The following is a 19,949-nucleotide window of genomic DNA, read 5'->3' as shown; positions in this document are numbered from 1 at the left end:
GCGTGTCTCAGCGGTCGACGATCCGGTCGAACTGCGTGGTGGTGTGCCGCAGATGGGCCACCAGTTCTTCGCCGACCTGCGGCTCCGGGGCGTCCGCGGGCACGAAGAGGATCGAGACCTGCATGTGCGGCGGCTCTGCGAACCAGCGCTGCTTGCCGGCCCAGACGAACGGAGAGAGGTTCCGGTTGACCGTCGCGAGACCGGCCCGGGCGACGCCCTTGGCGCGCGGCATGACGCCGTGCATGGCCTTCGGGGCCTCCAGCCCCACTCCGTGCGACGTACCGCCCGCCACGACCACCAGGAAGCCGTCGGAAGCCGCCTTCTGCTGCCGGTAACCGAAGCGGTCACCCTTGGCCACCCGGGTGACGTCGAGGACGGCCCCGCGGTACTCGGTCGCCTCGTGGTCTCCCAGCCACAGCCGGGTGCCGATCCTCGCCCGGAAGCGGGTCTGCGGGAACTGCTGCTGGAGACGGGCGAGTTCCTCGGCCTTCAGGTGGCTGACGAACATGGTGTGCAGCGGGAGACGGGCCGCGCGCAGGCGGTCCATCCAGCCGATGACCTCCTCGACGGCGTCCGAGCCGTCGGTGCGGTCCAGAGGCAGGTGGATGGCGAAGCCCTCCAGACGCACGTTCTCTATGGCCGCGTGGAGCTGGGGCAGTTCCTGCTCGCTCACCCCGTGCCGCTTCATCGAGGACATGACCTCGATGACCACGCGGGCACCCACGAGGCCGTACACGCCGTCGACCGACGAAACGGAACGGATCACCCGGTCGGGCAGGGGGACGGGCTCCTCGGCCCGTCGGTACGGCGTCAGCACCAGCAGGTCACCGCTGAACCAGTCCTTGATCCGGGCCGCCTCGTACGTCGTGCCGACGGCGAGGACGTCCGCGCCGAGGCGCGTGGCTTCTTCCGCCAGCTTCTCGTGCCCGAAGCCGTAGCCGTTGCCCTTGCAGACGGGGACGAGTCCCGGGAACTGCTCCTGAACGTGCTTGTGGTGTGCCCGCCAGCGCGCGGTGTCGACGTAGAGCGTGAGCGCCATGGCCGGTCCCGGAACCTTTCTCGTGGCTGCGGTGTATCAGAGGGATGGAAGCGAAAACGGGGGGAATCAGCGACGCGACATGTAGATGTCGAGAGCCTTGTGGAGCAGCTTGTTGAGCGGGAAGTCCCACTCACCGAGGTATTCGGCGGCCTGACCGCCTGTGCCCACCTTGAACTGGATCAGACCGAAGAGATGGTCCGTCTCGTCCAGCGAGTCGGAGATGCCGCGCAGGTCGTAGACGGTCGCCCCGAGGGCGTAGGCGTCGCGCAGCATGCGCCACTGCATCGCGTTCGAGGGCCGGACCTCACGGCCGATGTTGTCCGAGGCGCCGTACGAGTACCAGACGTGCCCACCGACGACCAGCATCGTCGCGGCGGACAGGTTCACGCCGTTGTGCCGGGCGAAGTAGAGCCGCATGCGGTTGGGGTCCTCGGTGTTGAGGGCCGTCCACATGCGCTGGAAGTACGACAGCGGCCGCGGCCGGAAGCGGTCGCGGACAGCGGTGATCTCGTACAGCCGCTGCCACTCCTCCAGGTCGTGGTAGCCGCCCTGGACGACCTCCACGCCGGCCTTCTCGGCCTTCTTGATGTTGCGGCGCCACAGCTGGTTGAAGTTCTTGTGGACCTCTTCGAGGGAGCGGTTCGCCAGCGGCACCTGGTAGACGTAACGAGGCTGTACGTCACCGAAGCCGGCCCCGCCGTCCTCACCCTGCTGCCACCCCATGCGGCGCAGCTTGTCGGCGACCTCAAAGGCACGCGGCTCGATGAAGTCGGCCTCGATGTCGCGCAGCCGCTTCACATCCGGGTCCTGGATGCCCTTCTTGATGGACGTGGCCTCCCAGCGCCGGATGATCACCGGCGGGCCCATCTTCACCGAGAAGGCGCCCTGGTTCTTCAGATGCGCGAGCATCGGCTCCAGCCAGTCGGTGAGGTTGGGCGCGAACCAGTTGATGACCGGGCCCTCGGGGAGATAGGCCAAGTAGCGCTTGATCTTGGGAAGCTGGCGGTACAGCACCAGGCCGACGCCGACGATCTCACCGGTCCTGTCGTCGAACCACCCGAGGTTCTCGGAGCGCCACTCGGCCTTGACGTCGGCCCAGGCCGGGACCTGCATGTGGCTCGCCGAGGGCAGGCTCTGGATGTACGCCAGATGCTGCTCTCGGCTGATCGTCCTCAGGGTCAGGCTCATTCGGGGCGCTCCTCGGGCTGGTGTGTCCCCATGGGTACAGGGGCTCCGGCTCTCGCGCCGAAGCCTACTGCGCCCTGCGGGCACGCCGAATGGCCGCATGGGACCTGGGCCCCGGCCGGTACCTGGCCGGGGCGTCAGTCGGTGCTATTCGGCCGCTTGGTCCGATGTGGGGCGGCGGACAGCGCAGGGCACCGTCCCACACCGCGCGGCCGGAGAGAAGGAGTCAGCCGATGACCCCACCGAACAGGCCTCCGTGGGCCATGCCGAGGAAGAAGCCGACGGCCGAGGCACCGAGACCCACGATCAGGCCGAAGCGCTCACGAGTCGTTTCCGAGATGAACTGCCCGTATGCGCCGGTCAGGATTCCCACCAGCCCCGTCCAGGAACTGATCAGATGAAGGTGGTGGAACATCGCCGTGATGAAGGAGACCGCACCGAGGACGAGCGTCACGGCGAGCAGCGTGTCCTGCACGGGGTGGGGCTTGTCGTCGGTCGCGAAAAGAGATCCGGCGATGTTGGGTCGCAATGTCTGTGCCATGGGGCACCTCCTGCGGAAGGCGGCGCATCGTAGCGCCATACACACCCGATGTGTACAGATTGACGGTCACCACCGCCGAATTTCAACCGGAAGCGGGTGTGCGGGTACTCTGTACCGTCTGCACCGGTGTCTGCCCAGGCCATGACAGGGATCCCCAGCGGGGAGCCCGGATTGTCAGTGGTGGCCGATACCGTTGCGTACGCATCACAACCCTCCTGCCACGGAACGACCGTGGCCGCTGAGTCCGAAGGAGGTGGGTTCCACATGCGTCACTACGAGGTGATGGTCATCCTCGACCCCGATCTCGAGGAGCGTGCTGTCTCCCCGCTGATCGAGAACTTCCTCTCCGTCGTCCGTGAGGGCAACGGAAAGGTCGAGAAGGTCGACACCTGGGGCCGTCGTCGTCTCGCGTACGAGATCAAGAAGAAGCCCGAGGGCATCTACTCGGTCATCGACCTGCAGGCCGAGCCTGCGGTCGTCAAGGAGCTCGACCGCCAGATGAACCTGAACGAGTCGGTCCTCCGGACCAAGGTCCTCCGTCCCGAGACCCACTGAGCTTCCGCTCAGCTGATCTCGGGTTCCGAGTAGCAGCACCAGCAGCCAGCAGCAAACCCGCCGAGAGGTTCCCCCATGGCAGGCGAGACCGTCATCACGGTCGTCGGCAATCTTGTCGACGACCCCGAGCTGCGCTTCACCCCTTCCGGTGCGGCGGTCGCGAAGTTCCGTGTCGCGTCCACTCCCCGCACCTTCGACCGTCAGACGAACGAGTGGAAGGACGGCGAGAGCCTGTTCCTGACCTGCTCCGTCTGGCGTCAGGCGGCGGAGAACGTCGCCGAGTCGCTCCAGCGAGGCATGCGCGTCATCGTGCAGGGCCGGCTGAAGCAGCGGTCCTACGAGGACCGTGAGGGCGTCAAGCGCACGGTCTACGAACTGGACGTGGAGGAAGTCGGCGCCAGCCTGCGCAATGCCACGGCCAAGGTCACCAAGACCGCCGGCCGAGGCGGCCAGGGTGGTTACGGTGGCAGTGGCGGCGGCCAGGGTGGCGGTGGCTGGGGCGGAGGCTCCGGCGGCGGCCAGCAGGGCGGCGGCGCTCCCGCTGAAGACCCGTGGGCGACCAGCGCTCCCGCCGGTGGCAACCAGGGCGGTGGCGGTGGCGGTGGCGGCTGGGGCGGAGGCTCCGGCGGCGGTGGCGGCTACTCGGACGAGCCCCCCTTCTAGGACCGCTCGGGCCGGATCACCGGTCCGTCGGTCGAGGGCGGGGCCGTACCCCACACTTCTTGATCACACAGGAGAATCACCATGGCGAAGCCGCCTGTGCGCAAGCCGAAGAAGAAGGTCTGCGCTTTCTGCAAGGACAAGGTCACGTACGTGGACTACAAGGACACGAACATGCTGCGGAAGTTCATTTCCGACCGCGGCAAGATCCGTGCCCGCCGCGTGACCGGCAACTGCACGCAGCACCAGCGTGACGTCGCCACGGCCGTCAAGAACAGCCGTGAGATGGCGCTGCTGCCCTACACGTCCACCGCGCGCTAAAGGAAGGGTGACAGACTCATGAAGATCATCCTTACCCACGAGGTCTCCGGCCTCGGCGCTGCTGGCGACGTCGTCGACGTCAAGGACGGCTACGCTCGCAACTACCTCATCCCGCGGAAGTTCGCGATCCGCTGGACCAAGGGTGGCGAGAAGGACGTCGAGCAGATCCGTCGTGCTCGTAAGATCCACGAGATCCAGACCATCGAGCAGGCCAACCAGGTCAAGGGTCAGCTCGAGGCCGTCAAGGTCCGTCTGGCTGTCCGCTCCGGCGACGCTGGTCGTCTCTTCGGCTCCGTCACCCCGGCCGACATCGCTTCCGCGATCAAGGCTTCCGGTGGCCCCGAGGTCGACAAGCGTCGCATCGAGCTGGCTGCTCCGATCAAGACGCTGGGCTCTCACGAGACGTCTGTGCGTCTGCACCCCGAGGTTGCCGCCAAGGTCAACATCGAGGTCATCGCGGCCTAAGCGCTGCGTGCGATAAGCACTGTGTGGGGCCGCATCCGTCAAGGGTGCGGCCCCATATGCATGGTGCAGCGCTGTCCTCTCAGCGCTTGGAGTGCCGGAGCCGGGTGGCTGTTCCATGTGAAAGAGCGTGAAGCGGGTGATGTTTCACGTGAAACACGGATCGGCTCTCAGCGGGTGGCGCCGGTGACGATCCAGCGGCCCGAGCGGGAGCGGACCCAGAGCGTCAGCATCCGCGTCGCCATCATCAGCGTCATGGCGACCCACAGGGCGGTCAGCCCACCGTTGAAGGCCGGGACGAGCAGAGCGGCAGGCACGAAGACCGCAAGGGTCACCAGCATGGCCCTGGCCAGATAGGGCCCGTCGCCCGCACCCATCAGTACGCCGTCGAGCACGAAGACGATCCCGGAGATCGGCTGTGCGAGCGCCACCACGATCAGGGCCGGCAGCGCGGCTTCCTGGACCGCCGGATCCCCCGTGAAGAGCGGAATGAACACGGGGCGGGCCACGATCACCAAGAGCCCGAGAACAACGCCCGTGGTGATCCCCCACTGCACCATGCGGCGGCAGGCCTCGCGGGCCCCCCGAGCGTCGCCGGCTCCGAGATACCGGCCGATGATGGCCTGCCCGGCGATGGCAATCGCGTCCAGAGCGAACGCGAGCAGGCTCCAGAGGGACAGGATGATCTGGTGCGCGGCGATGTCCTCGTCTCCGAGCCGGGCGGCGACCGCAGTGGCGATCATCAAGATCGCCCGCAGGGAGAGCGTACGGACCAGCAGTGGTGCACCCGCCTGAGCCGAAGCACGTATGCCGGTCCTGTCCGGCCGCAGCGAAGCGCCGTGTCTACGTGCTCCGCGGACCACGACCCAGAGGTATGCGGCGGCCATGCCGCACTGAGCGATGACCGTGCCCCAGGCGGAACCTGCTATACCGAGGCCGGCGCCGTAGACGAGTCCTGCGTTGAGGGCGCCATTGGCGACGAAGCCGGCGACGGCGACGTACAGGGGCGTCTTGGTGTCCTGGAGGCCGCGGAGGACACCCGTGGCGGCGAGCACGACGAGCATCGCCGGGATGCCGAGTGCCGAGATCCGCAGATAGGCCGTGGCATAGGGAGCTGCTGTCTCCGAGGAGCCGAAGAGGGTGACCAGTGCCGGTGCCGTGGGCACCACGACCGCGACGACGATGGCACCGAGCAACAGGGCGAGCCAGATACCGTCCATGCCTTGACGGATGGCTGCTCTGAGATCGCCGGCTCCGACTCGTCGGGCAACGGCCGCGGTGGTGGCGTACGCCAGAAAGACAAAGACACTCACCGCGGTGACGAGGAGGGCCGAAGCGACGCCGAGACCGGCCAGTTGGGCGGTGCCGAGATGGCCGACGATGGCGGTGTCGGCCATGAGGAAGAGAGGCTCGGCGACGAGCGCGCCGAAGGCCGGAACGGCCAGCGCGACGATCTCCCGGTCGTGTCGTCGGCGGTCGGCCTTGGGGGGCGCTGGAGCCTGTGTCATGAGCACCAATCTAATCTTCCACAGGTAAGAGATGCAATTGGCCTATGACTATTACACGAGGCCCAGTCGGGTGCGCCGTCGTGCACCGATCGTGACGATCTTGATCCGGTTGAGGAAGTTTTTCTTCTGCACAGCCGGTGGATGGTAAACATGCAGGTCAGAGATGCTTCGGTGGAGAGATCGAGGGCTTGTTCACAGGGCTGTCCACCGAGTCGTGCACAGGTTTCGAGGAGTTCTCCACAGCATCTGGGGCGTCGTCCACATGGCCTGTGGATAACCAGATTGGCTGACGGTGCCCGCGGGCCTACGGTGGTGCGGCGCCCACTCCCTCGGCAGGCCGCGGAAACATCGCAAATCCGACCTGTCGCAACCGGAGTTGGGCCTCTCATTTGTCAGTGTCGTGCCGTAGAAATGAGAAGCACGGCGAGGTCCGCTCGGCGGACGGGAGGAGGTCGCTCGGTGAGCATTTCCGAGCCCCTGGACGACCCGTGGGCCGACAGCGGACCAAGTGATCGTCTGCCTGCCTCCCGACGACGCCACGACGGCGGCCGGGGACGGGATGATCAACACGACCGTGGTCGGGACAACGGGGAGTGGGACAGCGGGGGTTCGGCCTTCGAGCGCGTGCCACCGCAGGATCTCGACGCGGAGCAGTCGGTCCTCGGCGGCATGCTCCTGTCCAAGGACGCCATCGCCGACGTCGTCGAGATCCTCAAGGGAGCCGACTTCTACAAGCCGGCCCACGAGACCATCTATCAGGCGATTCTCGACGTCTACGCCAAGGGCGAGCCCGCCGACCCCATCACCATCGCCGCCGAGCTCACCAAGCGCGGTGAGATCACCAAGGTCGGTGGCGCCTCGTATCTCCACACCCTGGTCCAGACGGTGCCGACGGCGGCGAACGCGGAGTACTACGCGGAGATCGTGCACGAGCGCGCCGTCCTGCGCCGCCTGGTCGAGGCCGGCACGCGCATCACTCAGATGGGATACGCGGCAGACGACGATGTGGACGAGATCGTCAACAGAGCCCAGGCGGAGATCTTCGCGGTCACCGAGCAGCGCACCACCGAGGACTATCTGCCGCTCGGCGACATCATGGAGGGGGCGCTGGACGAGATTGAGGCGATCGGTTCGCGGTCGGGGGAGATGACCGGTGTGCCGACCGGCTTCACCGACCTCGATCAGCTCACCAACGGTCTCCACCCCGGTCAGATGATCATCATCGCGGCCCGCCCCGCCATGGGTAAGTCCACGTTGGCGCTGGACTTCGCCCGTGCCGCCTCCATCAAGCACAATCTGCCGAGCGTGATCTTCTCGCTCGAAATGGGCCGCAACGAGATCGCGATGCGTCTGCTGTCCGCGGAAGCGCGTGTAGCCCTGCATCACATGCGTTCCGGCACCATGACAGACGAGGACTGGACCCGGCTCGCCCGCCGGATGCCGGATGTGTCGGCCGCGCCGCTCTACATCGACGACTCGCCGAACCTGTCGATGATGGAGATCCGCGCCAAGTGCCGGCGTCTGAAGCAGCGCAACGACCTGAAGCTCGTCATCATCGACTATCTGCAGCTGATGCAGTCCGGCAAGCGGTCCGAAAGCCGTCAGCAGGAAGTCTCGGACATGTCGCGAAACCTGAAGCTGCTGGCCAAGGAGCTGGAACTCCCGGTCATCGCGCTGTCGCAGCTCAACCGTGGTCCCGAGCAGCGCACGGACAAGAAGCCGATGGTCTCCGACCTGCGTGAGTCAGGTTCCATCGAGCAGGACGCCGACATGGTCATCCTGTTGCACCGCGAGGATGCCTACGAGAAGGAGTCGCCCCGCGCCGGCGAGGCGGACATCATCGTGGGCAAGCACCGTAACGGCCCTACGGCGACGATCACCGTCGCCTTCCAGGGGCACTACTCACGCTTCGTGGACATGGCGCAGACCTGATCCGGCCGGTCGGCCGTCCCGGAGGGAATTGCACTCGACGTGCGTCCACATGCCGGGTGGACTGGGCCCATGACAGAACCTCTGGAAGAGCTGCTTCCGGCCACTCGCCGGGCTCTGCTGCACCGTATCGCCATCGCTCAGACCGAGGGACGGGCGCCGTCACTCGTGGCCGCGGTGGTCCGAGGCGGGACGACGGTGTGGAACGGGGCGCGGACCTCTGTGAACGGGCATGCGCCGGACGCGAACGTGCAGTACCGGATCGGCTCGATCACCAAGACCTTCACCGCTGTCCTGGTGCTGCGGCTGCGGGACGAGGGCCTGCTGGATCTCGGTGATCCGTTGGAGAAGCATCTGCCCGGCACCGGCGCGGGGGAGGCCACCATCGCCCAACTGCTTGCCCACACGAGTGGGCTGGCGGCCGAGTCGCCTTCCCCGTGGTGGGAGCGGACCCCCGGCTCCCTGCGCCCGGAACTCGCCGATGTGCTCGGCGAAGAGCCGCACAGGCATCCCGGCGGCCGCCGCTTCCACTACTCCAACCCCGGTTTCACGCTCCTCGGCGCGCTGGTCGAGCAGGTAAGGGGCGCCTCATGGGAGGACGTCCTGCGACGCGAGGTGCTCGAACCGCTGAGCCTCGACCGCACGACGTGGCACCCGCAGGCGCCGCACGCCGGTGGCTGGGCCGTACACCCCTGGGCCGACGTCATGATGCCGGAGCGGGTCGAGGACCTGGGGAGGATGGGGCCCGCAGGGCAACTCTGGTCGACTGCAGAGGACTTGGCCCGCTTCGCTGCCTTCCTGGCCCACGGTGACGACCGGGTGCTGAGCGCGGAGTCGGTTCAGGAGATGCGGACGCCGGCTGCGGTACCGGGTGAGGCCGCCGATCTGTCGGCCGGGTCGGCGTACGGCCTCGGTATGCAGCTCCAGTACCGCGATGGCCGGCTGCTCGTCGGTCACGGAGGATCGGTGCCCGGCTTTCTCGCGCACCTGACCCTCAGCGTCGCGGACGATGTCGCGGCCGTGGTACTGGCCAACTGCACCTCTGGGCCGGTGGTGTCGGAGGTAGCCGCCGATCTGGTCCGGATCGTGGCGGAGGCCGAGCCGCGGATCCCCGAACCCTGGCGTCCGATGGCCGAGGTCGACCAGTCGGTACTGGAGTTGGCGGGCCCTTGGTACTGGGGGACGAACAGTTTCGTGCTGCGACTCGTGGCCGACGGCGGTATGTCGCTGGAGCCGCTCTCCGGGGCGGGGCGCAGCGCTCGCTTCCGGCGCAACGCCGACGGCAACTGGACCGGTCTCAACGGATACTTCGCCGGCGAGCTCCTGCGGGCCGTACGAGGAGCCGACAAGCGCGTGAGCCATTTGGACATCGGCTCGTTCGTGTTCACGCGTCAGCCGTACGAGGAGGGCGCTCCCGTGCCCGGTGGGGTAGATCCCGAGGGATGGCGCGGGATCGCGTAGTCGCCAGCAGGTCGTGGGGGCTGTTTCGCGTGACGTTTCACGTGAAACAGCCCCCTCTGCGCGCTGCCGGGTGTGGTCAGAGTGGAAGCTTGAAGCCCACATGGGTGGCCTCGAAGCCGAGTCGCTCATAGAAGCGGTGGGCGTCGGTGCGGGTGACGTCGGACGTCAGCTGGACCAACTGGCATCCCAGGCGTCGTGATTCGGCGATCGCCCACTCGATGAGTTGAGTGCCGAGACCGCTTCCACGCTCATCCGCGTGGACGCGTACGCCCTCGATGATCGACCGGGTGGAGCCCTGCCGGGAGAGGCCGGGAATGATGGTCAGCTGGAGCGTGCCGACGACGCGGCTGTCACGGACGGCGACCGTCTGGTGTTGGTTGGGGTCGCCGCTCAGCCGTTCCAGGGCGGCGAGGTACGGCGTCAGATCGTCCGGCGACTCACGCTGGGCGCCCAGCGGATCATCGGCGAGCATGGCGACTATCTCGGCGATGTCGTCCTTGGTCGCCGCGCGAATCTCAAGATCTCCCATGCCCGCACCCTACGCAGGTGCGCTCAGTGACTCCACGACACGGACCAGGGGGACGAGTTCGGGGTTCTTCGCCGCCTCGTCCAGTGCCTCACGCAGGGCTGCGTCGTTGGTGGGGCGTGCCTCTGCCAGGAGCTTGAGACCGGCTTCGGAGACGTCGGTGTAGATGCCCCGGCGGTCGGTGGGGCACAGGTAGCGCGACAGCAGGCCACGGTCCTCGAGCCGGCTGACCAGGCGAGTGGTGGCGCTCTGACTGAGGACGACGGCGTCGGCCACCTGTTTCATCTGCAGGTGTCCGCCCTCGCCGTCGTGCTGGCGGCTCAGGACGTCCAGCAGGGAGTACTCGCGCACGCTCAGACCGTGCCCGGACTGCAGTGCGCGCTCGATGCGGGCCTCGATCCTCCCGTGCAAAAGGGAGAGGGCACACCAGCCCTGGGCGAGGGCGGTGAGCGCAGGATCCGTCGCTGCCATCGTTTCCTCCGTCGCGGAGCGGCTGAATCCCAGGGTAGGCCACTGTCGCAATACCCAGCTACAGCAGTTATAGCGCGTCTGCAATTATTGTGTACGCTCTTATACGGCATCCGCAATCTTCTGGAAGGTACGTCTTCATGCCTCTCGCGCTACTGGCCCTGGCGATCGGGGCTTTCGGGATCGGCACGACGGAGTTCGTGATCATGGGGGTGCTGCCGGAGGTGGCAGACGACTTCGGCGTCTCCATTCCGACCGCCGGCTTCCTCGTGACCGGATACGCGCTCGGCGTGGTCCTCGGAGCGCCGATCATGACCGCTCTGGGGACGAGGGTGTCCCGCAAGCGGATGCTCATGCTGCTGATGGGCCTCTTCGTCATCGGCAACCTGCTTTCGGCCCTCGCGCCCGCCTACTCCGTCATGCTGCTCGGCCGGGTGGTCGCCTCGCTCGCCCACGGTGCCTTCTTCGGGATCGGCTCGGTGGTCGCCGCCGACCTGGTCGCCCCGGACCGAAAGGCCGGTGCCATCGCGATGATGTTCAGCGGTCTCACTGTCGCGAACGTCATCGGAGTGCCTCTCGGCACACTGATCGGACAGTCTCTGGGCTGGCGGGTCACCTTTGCCGGAGTGGCGGCACTGGGCGTTGTCGGACTGCTGGGTACAGCCAGGCTCGTCCCCGACATGTCCAAGCCGCAGGGCGGGCGCCTGCGCCACGAACTGGCGGCGTTCAAGAACGTCCAGGTGCTGCTCGCGCTGGCGATGACCGTGCTGGGCTTCGGCGGTGTCTTCGCGGCCATCACCTACATCGCGCCGATGATGAAGCACGCCGCGGGCTTCGCCGACTCCTCCGTCACCTGGCTTCTCGTCCTGTTCGGCCTCGGCATGGTCGCCGGCAATCTTGTCGGAGGCAGGTTCGCGGACCGCGCGCTCATGCCCATGCTCTACGTCTCACTGGGCTCGCTGGCCGTCGTCCTGGGGCTGTTCACCCTCACCGCGCACGACAAGGTCGCCGCGGCCGCGACCATCACGCTGGTCGGTGCCCTGGGCTTCGCCACCGTGCCGCCGTTGCAGAAGCGCGTCCTCGACCAGGCCCATGGCGCTCCCACTCTGGCCTCGGCCGTGAACATCGGCGCCTTCAACCTCGGCAACGCGCTCGCCGCCTGGCTCGGCGGCCTCGCCATCGACGCGGGCTTCGGTTACACGGCACCCAACTGGGTCGGAGCCGCGCTCGCGGTGAGCGCCCTCGCGCTGGCGTTCCTTTCGGCGGCCCTGGAGCGCAAGGGGGACGTGTCGAGCACGATCGCGGCGGGCGGCGGCATAGCCGACCAGCGGATGGCTGTGCGGCCCTGACCGCCCATGAGCCGGCTTGGCCCGCACGGCTCGGTCCTCAGCCCGCGGCCACCGTCAGTGGAGCGAACCGCCGAGACCAGTCGCCCGGCAGTTCGGGGATCCCGTAGGTCATGACCGCGTTGAAGGCGACCGACTCCAGCCCACGCTCCTTCACCCACGCCAGTAGGTCCTCGTGGCGTACGTCGATGTCCGTGCGCAACGGGAGGTCGGTGTGGGCGGCCAGGGACGCGATGAGTGCCTTCGCCGTCCGGGTGTCCCGGGCGATCAGCGGGCCGAGGACATGGCAGTCCATGTTGGGCCAGGCGGCCGCGTAGCCGATGATCCTGCCGCCTTCCTCGGCAATGCGGATCTGGTCGGCGAAGGCGGGGAGCCGGGCGAGCATATGAGTGCGGTCCGTGCCGAAGACCTCCCCGTCCAGCAGAAGGATCGCCGCGAGGTCCTCGGCGGTGGCCGGGCGGGTGGTGACAACGGAGGCGTGCCCGTCGTCAGAGAAGCGCCCCCGGACCATCTCGGCCCGCCCCGTGACCTTGAACCCCAGTTGCTCGTAGAGCGGCTGTCCGTTGGGTGTGGCGTGCAGTGTCAGCGGAGTCGGCCCGGACTCGGCGATGACGTGGCGCATCAGACGGCGACCGACGCCCTGCCGGGCGTGCCGCTCGGCCACCAGCACCATGCCGATCGCCCCCAGATCCGGACGATCCGCGGCCCCGTACTCGGTCACCACACAGGCGGTGACGAGTCCCCCCTCTGGATCGTCGATGCCGTACCCGGTCCCGGCTGCCAGAAGCAGCCCCCACTTGTGCTCTTCGCGGGGCCAGCCCCGGTCCTCGGACAAGTCGGCGCAGGCGGTCAGGTCGCGCGGGGTCAGACGACGGATGGGCAGGGCAGCGGGGGACGGTGTCGGCACGCGGGCCAGGTTGTCCGACACGGCACCCTGGCGTCTACCGCTTTGCGGGGGGACGCACGTGCTTTTGGCCATGTTGCCCACAACCGCACAGCGCGCGGGCAGATGTTTCACGTGAAACAGCCGCGCGCAGGCACACCCGAGCATTCATGAAGCGCTCGACACTGCGGATCACCTCTGCGCGCGATTCGGACGCACCCGCGCCGACTGCATCCCTTGCGGTGACGCGCTGTCCGACGCGGAACTCCTCGGCTCGGTGCCGACCTCGATCGCCGTTAATGCCGATCAGCGCCTGGCTGCACTGACCATGCACTCATACACGGGGCGGGATCTGTGGAATGCCTATGAATTGGTGTGCCGCGCCCGGTAGTTGAAGGAATCGCTGATTCGCCCCTGCCGAATTCCCGCTGCGACAAGGGGGGACTTGTATGTGACGCGCGTGCCGGTAGGGTCGAGTCCGGTTCGTGTCCGAAGCGAGATGTAGCCGTCTCATCCTCCGGGTACGAACACAGTCCAATGCAGCCTAACCGGACAGAGAGATCGAAGACCCCCGTTCACCGCTGAGGAACGTGGGCGTTGGTGTGCTGTGGAACGCTGCCTTCTGATGCTGCGGCCCACGTCACACTCTCGCCTACTTCTCCGTACGGTGCGGGAAGCCCGGTTGAATGAGGCCGCATTGGTCGACGGGGAACATAACGGGGAAAGCAAGGCCGTCCGCGGGGGAAACATGCGACTTCCGGCTGAGGAAGTACGCAGATCGACCGAAAGATGCTCGAGGCGAGGCACACCATGGACGCTCCGACCACCACCACGTCGGCCGGCAACGGCGCTGCGGGGGACAGTGACGGAGGCGGCTGGTTCACACCGCGCACACAGCCGTCACCCGGCGGGGACCAGGAAGTCGAGGGCAACCGTCTTGCCGGGCTGCGTCCCGTGCGCCGCCCTCAGGAGCCACCGGCCGGGGCGCAGTCGGCCCGGGACGAAATTCCCCGGGAGCGAATACCCCCGCTCCAGGATTTGCCGTCCAGCGCTCTGCCCCCACCCCGACCGGCCCCTCTTGGTGAGGAGCACGGCTCCGAGCAGTCCGTATTCGAGGCCCGGGTGCCCACGCGGGCTGACCAGGCACCCGAGGCGTCTCCCGACGCCGTGCTCATCCGGCGCACCATGGCCGAGGTGGGACCTGTCGCGGACAAGGTCACCTCGTACTTCTACGCACTCCTCTTCGTCCAGCACCCCGATCTGCGCTCCCTCTTTCCGCCGGCGATGGACGCCCAACGGGACCGTCTGCTCAAGGCGCTGCTGACCGCGGCCGAGCACATCGACAACACCCCCGTCCTCGTCGACTACCTGCAGAACCTCGGCCGAGGCCACCGCAAGTACGGCACGCGGCCCGAGCACTACCCGGCGGTCGGGGAGTGCCTGATCGGCGCGCTGAGCCGTTACGCACCCACGACCTGGACCGACGAGACCGAGGCCGCCTGGGTCCGGACGTACACCACGATCTCGCAGGTGATGATCGACGCGGCGGCCGCGGACGAACTGCGTTCCCCTCCCTGGTGGCTCGCCGAGGTCGTCTCCCACGAGCTGAGAACCGCCGACATAGCGGTCATCACCGTCCGACCGAACCAGCCGTATCCGTTCCTCGCCGGACAGTACGCCAGCCTGGAGACTCCCTGGTGGCCACGGATCTGGCGGCACTACTCCTTCGCCTCGGCGCCCCGCTCGGACGGACTGCTGTCGTTCCATGTGAAGGCGGTCCCGGCGGGCTGGGTCTCCAACGCGCTCGTGCACCGCGCCCACCCCGGCGACGTCATACGGCTCGGCCCACCGGCCGGTGCGATGACCGTCGATCACGGCAGCGACAGCGGACTGCTCTGCCTGGGCGGCGGCACCGGCATCGCACCCATCAAGGCCATGATCGAGGACGTCGCCGAACGCGGTCGGCACCGCCCGGCCGAGGTCTTCTACGGAGCCCGCAGCGGCCAGGACCTCTACGACATCGACACCCTCCTGCGACTGCAGCAGAGCAACCCCTGGCTGAAGGTCCGCCCGGTGGTCGACCGGCACGGGCTGCTCCAGCTACCCGACGCCATACGCGAGTACGGGCCTTGGGCCGAGTACGACGCCTACCTCTCCGGCCCGCCCGGGATGATCCGCAGCGGTGTGGACGCTCTCAGGGGCGTGGGTGTCCCCTCGGAACGGATACGCCACGACTCGGTGGAGGAACTGGTGGCCACCGGCGACTGAACCGGGGATCGGGCCCGGCAAGCGGCGGACAGCGACCGATGTTCGTCAGCCCAGGTCAGGCGCGTGCATCGCGCGAACGCCCTCGATGTTCCCGTCGAGGTAGTGCCGCAGGGACAGCGGGACGAGATGGACGGAGGCGATCCCGACCCGGGTGAAGGGCACACGCACGATCTCGTACTCGCCCTGAGGCTCGTCGACCTCGGGACCGTGCCGCTTCGACGTGTCCATGGATTCCAGGCGGCAGACGAAGAAGTGCTGGACCTTGACCCCGGTGGCGCCCCCGTCCTCACCGATGTGCTCGACAGTGTCCACGAAGCAGGGCACGACATCGGTGATCTTGGCGCCGAGTTCCTCGTGCACCTCGCGGTGGAGCGCGTCGACGACGGTCGTGTCCTCCGGCTCGACCCCGCCACCCGGTGTGAGCCAGTAGGGATCGACACCCGGCTTGGTCCGCTTGATCAGGATCAGGTCGTCGCCGTCGAGCAGGATGGCGCGGGCGGTGCGTTTGACCACGGGTCGGACGGTCATGGGAGAAATGTGGCCCGCCATGTTCCACGTGAAACATCGCCCGACCACGGAAATGACGCATACCGGTGCTCGCCCATCGTCACCGGGCCATGAGGAAGGCCCTGCTCCCGGACGCAAAGGCAGCCCTGCCTGAGGCCACCGATGCAGCGCGCCTCAGGACCAGCCCACCGCTGTGCGCAGCAGCCATTCATGGGCCCGTGCGATGTGCGGCATGGCCAGGGTGCCCGTACGAACCACAAGGAAGTACGTCCGCAGCGGCGGCACCGCCGGATCGAGGAGTGCCACGAGGTGGCCGCGCTCCAGGGCGGTGACGCAGAGGTAGCGGGGCAGCACGGCCAGGCCTCCCCCGGAGATCGCGCAGGCCAGCACCGCGCGCAGGTCCGGGACGACCACGGTGCCGGAGGCGACGGGCCGGGAGTCGAAGACCGACGCCCAGTAGCGCACGATGAACGGCAGTGACTCGTGCACCTCGACGACCGGAAGCCCCTCCAGCAGGTGAGCCTCCTTGGGATGGAGTTTGCCGGTGCCGATGCGCTCGGCCCAGCGCGGGGTGGCGACCAGCACATGCTCCTCGTCGCAGAGGGGGGTCGCGGTGAGGAGGGCGCCGCGCGGCTGCGCCGTGGTGATGGCCAGGTCGTGGTGACCGGCGGCGAGGCCCTCCAGTGTCTCGTCGGCGTTACCGAAGGACACCCGCAGTGCGAAGCCCCGGCCGTCACTCTCGATCAGTTCCGTGAGGGCGGGCAGGACGCGCTCGGCGGTGAACTCCGGCGGACCGGCGAGGTGGAGTGTGCCCAAGGAGGATTCGTCACCGGCTCCGGTCTCGACGATCTCCATCAGCGCGTCGAGGTGAGGGGCCGCCTTGTGGGCGAGTTCGTCGCCGATGGTGGTCGGCGTCACCCCCCGGGCCTGGCGCAGGAACAGTGGGCGGCCCAGTTGCCGTTCCAGGGTGCGGATCTGCGAGGTGACGGCCGGCTGCGAGAGACCGAGCAGGGCGGCGGCACGGGTGAACGAACCGGCCCGGTGGACGGTCACGAACGTACGCAGTAAGGCCAGATCCATGGTCGCCCCTTCGCCGCCCCGGAGCGCTCAACTATAAATATGTCGATAGGTCTCTGTCGCTACCGTGATTGGACACTGACACAGAGTCAACTAGCCTTGGTCGCGCGGTTCTTCGCGCGCGGAACCGGGACGGTCCGAGCCACGAGGGGGGAGGCTCGGACCGTCCGCTGTACGGCGTCGAGTCTCAGCCGGTGGTCACGTCGAGGGCGCGCAGCACGTCCGCCACCAGGTCGTCGGTGTCCTCCGCGCCGGCCGAGAATCGGATGAAGCCTTCCGGCACCGCGTCTCCGCCCCACCGTCCCCGCCGCTCGGCGGTCGACCGCACGCCGCCGAAGCTCGTGGCGTCGTCCACGAGACGGAGCGCGCCGAGGAAGCGGTCGGCACGCGCGCGGGTGGGCAGCGAGAACGAGACGACGCACCCGTAGCGCCGCATCTGCTGCGAGGCGGTCTTGTGGGACGGATCGTCCGGCAGGCCCGGATATCGCAGCCCGGTCACCTCGGGACGGCCCTTCAGAGCCTCGGCGACGGCCAGGGCGTTGATGCTCTGTCGATCGGCCCGCAGTTGGAGCGTGGCGAGTGAACGGTGCGCGAGCCAGGCTTCCATCGGCCCGGGGATCGCTCCTACGATCTTGCGCCAGCGCCGCACGGCTGCCATCAGCCCGGCGTCACGGCCGACGACGTAACCGAGCAGCACATCCCCGTGCCCGGTCAGCTGCTTGGTGCCGCTGGCCACCGCGAAGTCCGCACCCAGCTCAAGCGGGCGCTGCCCGAGCGGGGTCGCCAGGGTGTTGTCGACGGCGACCAGGCAGCCACGCGCGTGCGCCGCCTCGCAGAGCCGGCGGATGTCGCACACGTCGAGCCCTGGATTGGACGGCGTCTCCACCCACAGCAGCTTGGCACCGTCGAGGGCTCCGAGCTGGGCGTCGCCTCCGGTCGGGGCGCTGCGCACCTCGACGCCGTACGACCGCAGCTGCTCACCGGCCAGAGGCAGGACGTTGTAGCCGTCGCTCGGCAGGACGAGGACATCGCCCGAGCGCAGCTGGGAGAAGAGGACCGCCGAGATGGCGGCCATTCCCGAGGCGAAGGTGAGCGTCTCGACCTCCTCCTGGTCGGGCGCTTCCAGTTCGCCGATGGCACGTTCCAGGAGCGTCCAGGTGGGGTTCTGGTCGCGCCCGTAGGCGTACGGGCCGGTGGGGTCGCCCGGCAGGTGGTAGTGGGCGGCGAAGACCGGACCCGGAAGGGTCGGTTCATGCTTGACGGGCTCCGGCAGCCCGACGCGGACGGCTCGTGTGCCCTCGCCCAGCTGCGGAACGCTGTTCTCCTCACTCATGCGACATGTCCTTCCACCTGCTCGCGTACGGCGGTCAGAAGGCCCTCGCTCGCGGCCTCCACCAGCTCAAGGCACTCCTCGAAGCCGTCCATGCCCCCGTAGTACGGGTCGGGAACGTCGAGCTCGTCTCCGGCGGCGGGGTCGTAGGAGCGGAGCAGGCGGACCTTGTCCGCGTCCGCCGGGGTGGGCGCGAGGCGGCGCAGTGCCTTCGAGTGCCCTGCGTCAAGGGCGATGACGAGGTCGAGCCGGGAGAACCACGAGGCGTGGAACTGGCGCGCGGTATGGCCACTGCCGTAGCCGTTGGCCTCCAGGACGCTGACGGTCCGGGGATCGGCCGGCTCGCCCTCGTGCCAGCCGCCGGTGCCCGCGCTGTCGACCTCGACCAGGCCGTCGATTCCGGCCTCTCCTATACGGGCGCGGAAGACGGACTCGGCCATCGGCGAGCGGCAGATGTTGCCGGTGCAGACGAAACAGACGCGGTAGGTCATCTCGGAAGCCTCAGTCGGCGTCGGGAAGGACGAGGTGGAGTGCCCAGGACACGATCGAGATGATCAGGCCGCCCAGGACAGCGGTCCAGAAGCCCTCCACGTGGAAGCTGAGATCGAGCTTGTCGGCCAGCCACGAGGTGAGCAGCAGCATCAGGGCGTTCACCACCAGGGTGAACAGGCCCAGGGTGAGTATGAACAGGGGGAGCGTGAGCAGTTGGACGAGCGGCTTGACCACGGCGTTCACCAGGCCGAAGACGAGCGCCACCACCAGGAGCGTGCCGACCTTCTTGCCCGTACTGTCCCCGGTGAGCGTGATCTTGTCGAGCAGCCAGACGGCGACGGCCAGGGCGCCGGCGTTGGCGATCGTCTTGACTAGGAAATTCATCATGTGTCTGATCGTGGCAGAACGGATCGGTACCAGCACCGGGCAGGGGCGACAAAGTCGATGAAGGCATTCCGGTTGGATGAACTGGAGGCGGAGCGCGCCGCCAATGACGGCGCCTATCTGCAGTTCCTACGTGAGCGGAACATGTCGGTCGGTCTGTACGCGCTCGATGCGGGCGAGCTCGACCCGCAGCGGCCGCACGGCCAGGACGAGGTGTACCTCGTCGTGAGCGGCCGGGCCTCACTCACGGTCGGCCTGGAGACCACGCAGGTGGCACGCGGCAGCGTGGTGTACGTGCCTGCCGGGGTCGCCCACAGGTTCCACCACATCACCGAGGACCTGCGGGTCGTGGTGGTGTTCTCTCCGCCGGAGGGCTGAGCTCCGCTTCAGGGTTCCCTAGGGGGACGATCAGGGATGGACAAGGGGTGCGAGGCCCCCGAACGCCCCTGGTGCGCCCCTAGCATCGATGGCAGGACATGAATGGACCGAAGCCGGTGCCCCGACGAGGGCGACGGGCGGAGACAAGGAGCATGGCGATGCGGGAGATCTTCACGGGAATGCCGTGGTGGGTGAAGTGGATCGCGGTGCCGGTCATCGCCCTGGTCGTGTTCGGCGGGCTGATGATGAGCGTCCTGCAGTTCGTCGTCGGCCTGCTCTTCAAGGTGCTGGTCTTCGTGGCCCTGGTCGGCGGACTCATGTATGCCGTAAGGAAGTTCACAGCGAGCTCGTCGTCGCGCGGTGACTGGTGACGCGTCAGCACGGTGGCACGGCAGAGGTGTGAGTGAGTGAGGGCCGGTCAGAGCGCGGCGGTAACAGGAACGTGAGGTTCCCTCGCCCGAGGGAAGTTTCCCGTCGGTGCCGTCTGCGAGCGACGGCGGGCGGCTAGAGTCCGGGAACTCGTCGCGGGCTCCAACCCCGCGGGCGGCGCATCCCCTCCCGTGTTCCCTGCACGGGCGGCCCTCCTCGCGCTTCGGGAGTGACCCTTGGCCACGGCTGACACCGCACCC

At 67.9% G+C, this 19,949-nt stretch carries 22 protein-coding genes; 10 read left to right on the top strand and 12 right to left on the bottom strand.

Annotated features, from left to right (window positions below; translation table 11 throughout):
• Nucleotides 1–7: 7 nt before the first annotated feature.
• From AC067N_RS15610 to AC067N_RS15600, 3 genes are all read right to left on the bottom strand, one after another.
• Entirely contained in the window at nucleotides 8–1,039 is a 1,032-nt protein-coding gene (locus tag AC067N_RS15610) for an alanine racemase (protein WP_478679395.1), read from the bottom strand.
• Between the two features lie 66 nt (nucleotides 1,040–1,105).
• A complete protein-coding gene (femX, locus tag AC067N_RS15605) occupies nucleotides 1,106–2,227 on the bottom strand; it encodes a peptidoglycan bridge formation glycyltransferase FemX (RefSeq protein WP_478679394.1) in 1,122 nt (373 codons plus the stop codon).
• A 223-nt stretch (nucleotides 2,228–2,450) separates the two neighbouring features.
• The gene (locus tag AC067N_RS15600) at nucleotides 2,451–2,765 is read right to left on the bottom strand and encodes a hypothetical protein (RefSeq protein WP_478679393.1); all 315 of its coding nucleotides are present in this window, start codon (nucleotides 2,763–2,765) and stop codon (nucleotides 2,451–2,453) included.
• A gap of 264 nt (nucleotides 2,766–3,029) precedes the next feature.
• Here AC067N_RS15600 and rpsF point away from each other — a divergent pair, with 264 nt between their 5' ends.
• From rpsF to rplI, 4 genes are all read left to right on the top strand, one after another.
• Entirely contained in the window at nucleotides 3,030–3,320 is a 291-nt protein-coding gene (gene rpsF, locus AC067N_RS15595; protein WP_004950685.1) for a 30S ribosomal protein S6, read from the top strand.
• A gap of 75 nt (nucleotides 3,321–3,395) precedes the next feature.
• On the top strand, nucleotides 3,396–3,983 hold the full coding sequence (locus tag AC067N_RS15590) for a single-stranded DNA-binding protein (protein ID WP_478679392.1): 588 nt from the start codon (nucleotides 3,396–3,398) through the stop codon (nucleotides 3,981–3,983).
• 81 nt (nucleotides 3,984–4,064) lie between these two features.
• Nucleotides 4,065–4,301, top strand: coding sequence for a 30S ribosomal protein S18 (gene rpsR / locus AC067N_RS15585; protein ID WP_003949403.1), 237 nt, complete (start codon nucleotides 4,065–4,067; stop codon nucleotides 4,299–4,301).
• A gap of 18 nt (nucleotides 4,302–4,319) precedes the next feature.
• Nucleotides 4,320–4,766 carry a 50S ribosomal protein L9 gene (gene rplI, locus AC067N_RS15580; protein WP_055537166.1) on the top strand — a complete coding sequence of 149 codons (447 nt, stop codon included), beginning with the start codon at nucleotides 4,320–4,322 and terminating at the stop codon, nucleotides 4,764–4,766.
• A 167-nt stretch (nucleotides 4,767–4,933) separates the two neighbouring features.
• Here the strand turns inward: rplI and AC067N_RS15575 are convergent, their stop codons facing one another.
• Complete coding sequence (locus AC067N_RS15575; protein WP_478679391.1) at nucleotides 4,934–6,271, bottom strand: MATE family efflux transporter; 1,338 nt, start codon at nucleotides 6,269–6,271, stop codon at nucleotides 4,934–4,936.
• 459 nt (nucleotides 6,272–6,730) lie between these two features.
• Here AC067N_RS15575 and dnaB point away from each other — a divergent pair, with 459 nt between their 5' ends.
• Entirely contained in the window at nucleotides 6,731–8,203 is a 1,473-nt protein-coding gene (gene dnaB / locus AC067N_RS15570) for a replicative DNA helicase (protein WP_478679390.1), read from the top strand.
• A gap of 69 nt (nucleotides 8,204–8,272) precedes the next feature.
• The gene (locus AC067N_RS15565) at nucleotides 8,273–9,661 is read left to right on the top strand and encodes a serine hydrolase domain-containing protein (protein ID WP_478679389.1); all 1,389 of its coding nucleotides are present in this window, start codon (nucleotides 8,273–8,275) and stop codon (nucleotides 9,659–9,661) included.
• A gap of 76 nt (nucleotides 9,662–9,737) precedes the next feature.
• Here AC067N_RS15565 and AC067N_RS15560 read toward each other — a convergent pair whose 3' ends face one another.
• Complete coding sequence (locus AC067N_RS15560) at nucleotides 9,738–10,190, bottom strand: N-acetyltransferase family protein (protein ID WP_478679388.1); 453 nt, start codon at nucleotides 10,188–10,190, stop codon at nucleotides 9,738–9,740.
• 9 nt (nucleotides 10,191–10,199) lie between these two features.
• On the bottom strand, nucleotides 10,200–10,658 hold the full coding sequence (locus tag AC067N_RS15555; protein WP_478679387.1) for a MarR family winged helix-turn-helix transcriptional regulator: 459 nt from the start codon (nucleotides 10,656–10,658) through the stop codon (nucleotides 10,200–10,202).
• Nucleotides 10,659–10,795: 137 nt separating this feature from the next.
• On the opposite strand from AC067N_RS15555, the gene AC067N_RS15550 reads away from it, so the two are divergent.
• Complete coding sequence (locus tag AC067N_RS15550; RefSeq protein ID WP_478679386.1) at nucleotides 10,796–12,004, top strand: MFS transporter; 1,209 nt, start codon at nucleotides 10,796–10,798, stop codon at nucleotides 12,002–12,004.
• 37 nt (nucleotides 12,005–12,041) lie between these two features.
• On the opposite strand, the gene AC067N_RS15545 is transcribed toward AC067N_RS15550, so the two are convergent.
• Nucleotides 12,042–12,908 (bottom strand): GNAT family N-acetyltransferase, encoded by an 867-nt coding sequence (locus AC067N_RS15545; RefSeq protein ID WP_478679385.1) that lies wholly within the window; start codon nucleotides 12,906–12,908, stop codon nucleotides 12,042–12,044.
• 765 nt (nucleotides 12,909–13,673) lie between these two features.
• On the opposite strand from AC067N_RS15545, the gene AC067N_RS15540 reads away from it, so the two are divergent.
• Nucleotides 13,674–15,152 carry a globin domain-containing protein gene (locus AC067N_RS15540; RefSeq protein WP_478679384.1) on the top strand — a complete coding sequence of 493 codons (1,479 nt, stop codon included), beginning with the start codon at nucleotides 13,674–13,676 and terminating at the stop codon, nucleotides 15,150–15,152.
• A 45-nt stretch (nucleotides 15,153–15,197) separates the two neighbouring features.
• Here AC067N_RS15540 and AC067N_RS15535 read toward each other — a convergent pair whose 3' ends face one another.
• The 5 genes from AC067N_RS15535 to AC067N_RS15515 all read right to left on the bottom strand — a co-directional run bounded on the left by AC067N_RS15535 (nucleotide 15,198) and on the right by AC067N_RS15515 (nucleotide 18,945).
• A complete protein-coding gene (locus tag AC067N_RS15535) occupies nucleotides 15,198–15,680 on the bottom strand; it encodes an NUDIX domain-containing protein (RefSeq protein WP_468096909.1) in 483 nt (160 codons plus the stop codon).
• Nucleotides 15,681–15,833: 153 nt separating this feature from the next.
• Nucleotides 15,834–16,739 carry a LysR family transcriptional regulator gene (locus AC067N_RS15530; protein WP_478679383.1) on the bottom strand — a complete coding sequence of 302 codons (906 nt, stop codon included), beginning with the start codon at nucleotides 16,737–16,739 and terminating at the stop codon, nucleotides 15,834–15,836.
• Nucleotides 16,740–16,923: 184 nt separating this feature from the next.
• On the bottom strand, nucleotides 16,924–18,069 hold the full coding sequence (locus tag AC067N_RS15525; protein ID WP_478679382.1) for a cystathionine gamma-lyase: 1,146 nt from the start codon (nucleotides 18,067–18,069) through the stop codon (nucleotides 16,924–16,926).
• A complete protein-coding gene (locus tag AC067N_RS15520; RefSeq protein ID WP_478679381.1) occupies nucleotides 18,066–18,557 on the bottom strand; it encodes a low molecular weight protein-tyrosine-phosphatase in 492 nt (163 codons plus the stop codon). Before AC067N_RS15520 ends, AC067N_RS15525 begins: the two co-directional genes overlap by 4 nt.
• Nucleotides 18,558–18,567: 10 nt before the next feature.
• Nucleotides 18,568–18,945, bottom strand: coding sequence for a phage holin family protein (locus AC067N_RS15515; RefSeq protein WP_478679380.1), 378 nt, complete (start codon nucleotides 18,943–18,945; stop codon nucleotides 18,568–18,570).
• Between the two features lie 57 nt (nucleotides 18,946–19,002).
• Between AC067N_RS15515 and AC067N_RS15510 the strand changes: the two genes are divergently transcribed.
• Nucleotides 19,003–19,320, top strand: coding sequence for a cupin domain-containing protein (locus AC067N_RS15510; RefSeq protein WP_478679379.1), 318 nt, complete (start codon nucleotides 19,003–19,005; stop codon nucleotides 19,318–19,320).
• Between the two features lie 158 nt (nucleotides 19,321–19,478).
• Entirely contained in the window at nucleotides 19,479–19,691 is a 213-nt protein-coding gene (locus AC067N_RS15505) for a DUF5326 family protein (protein ID WP_478679378.1), read from the top strand.
• The last annotated feature ends 258 nt before the right edge of the window (nucleotides 19,692–19,949 follow it).

The sequence above is a fragment of the Streptomyces sp. NPDC042364 genome, assembly GCF_056437585.1.
Note: the sequence above shows the minus strand (reverse complement) of the source record. Positions and strands in the feature narration are given on the sequence as shown.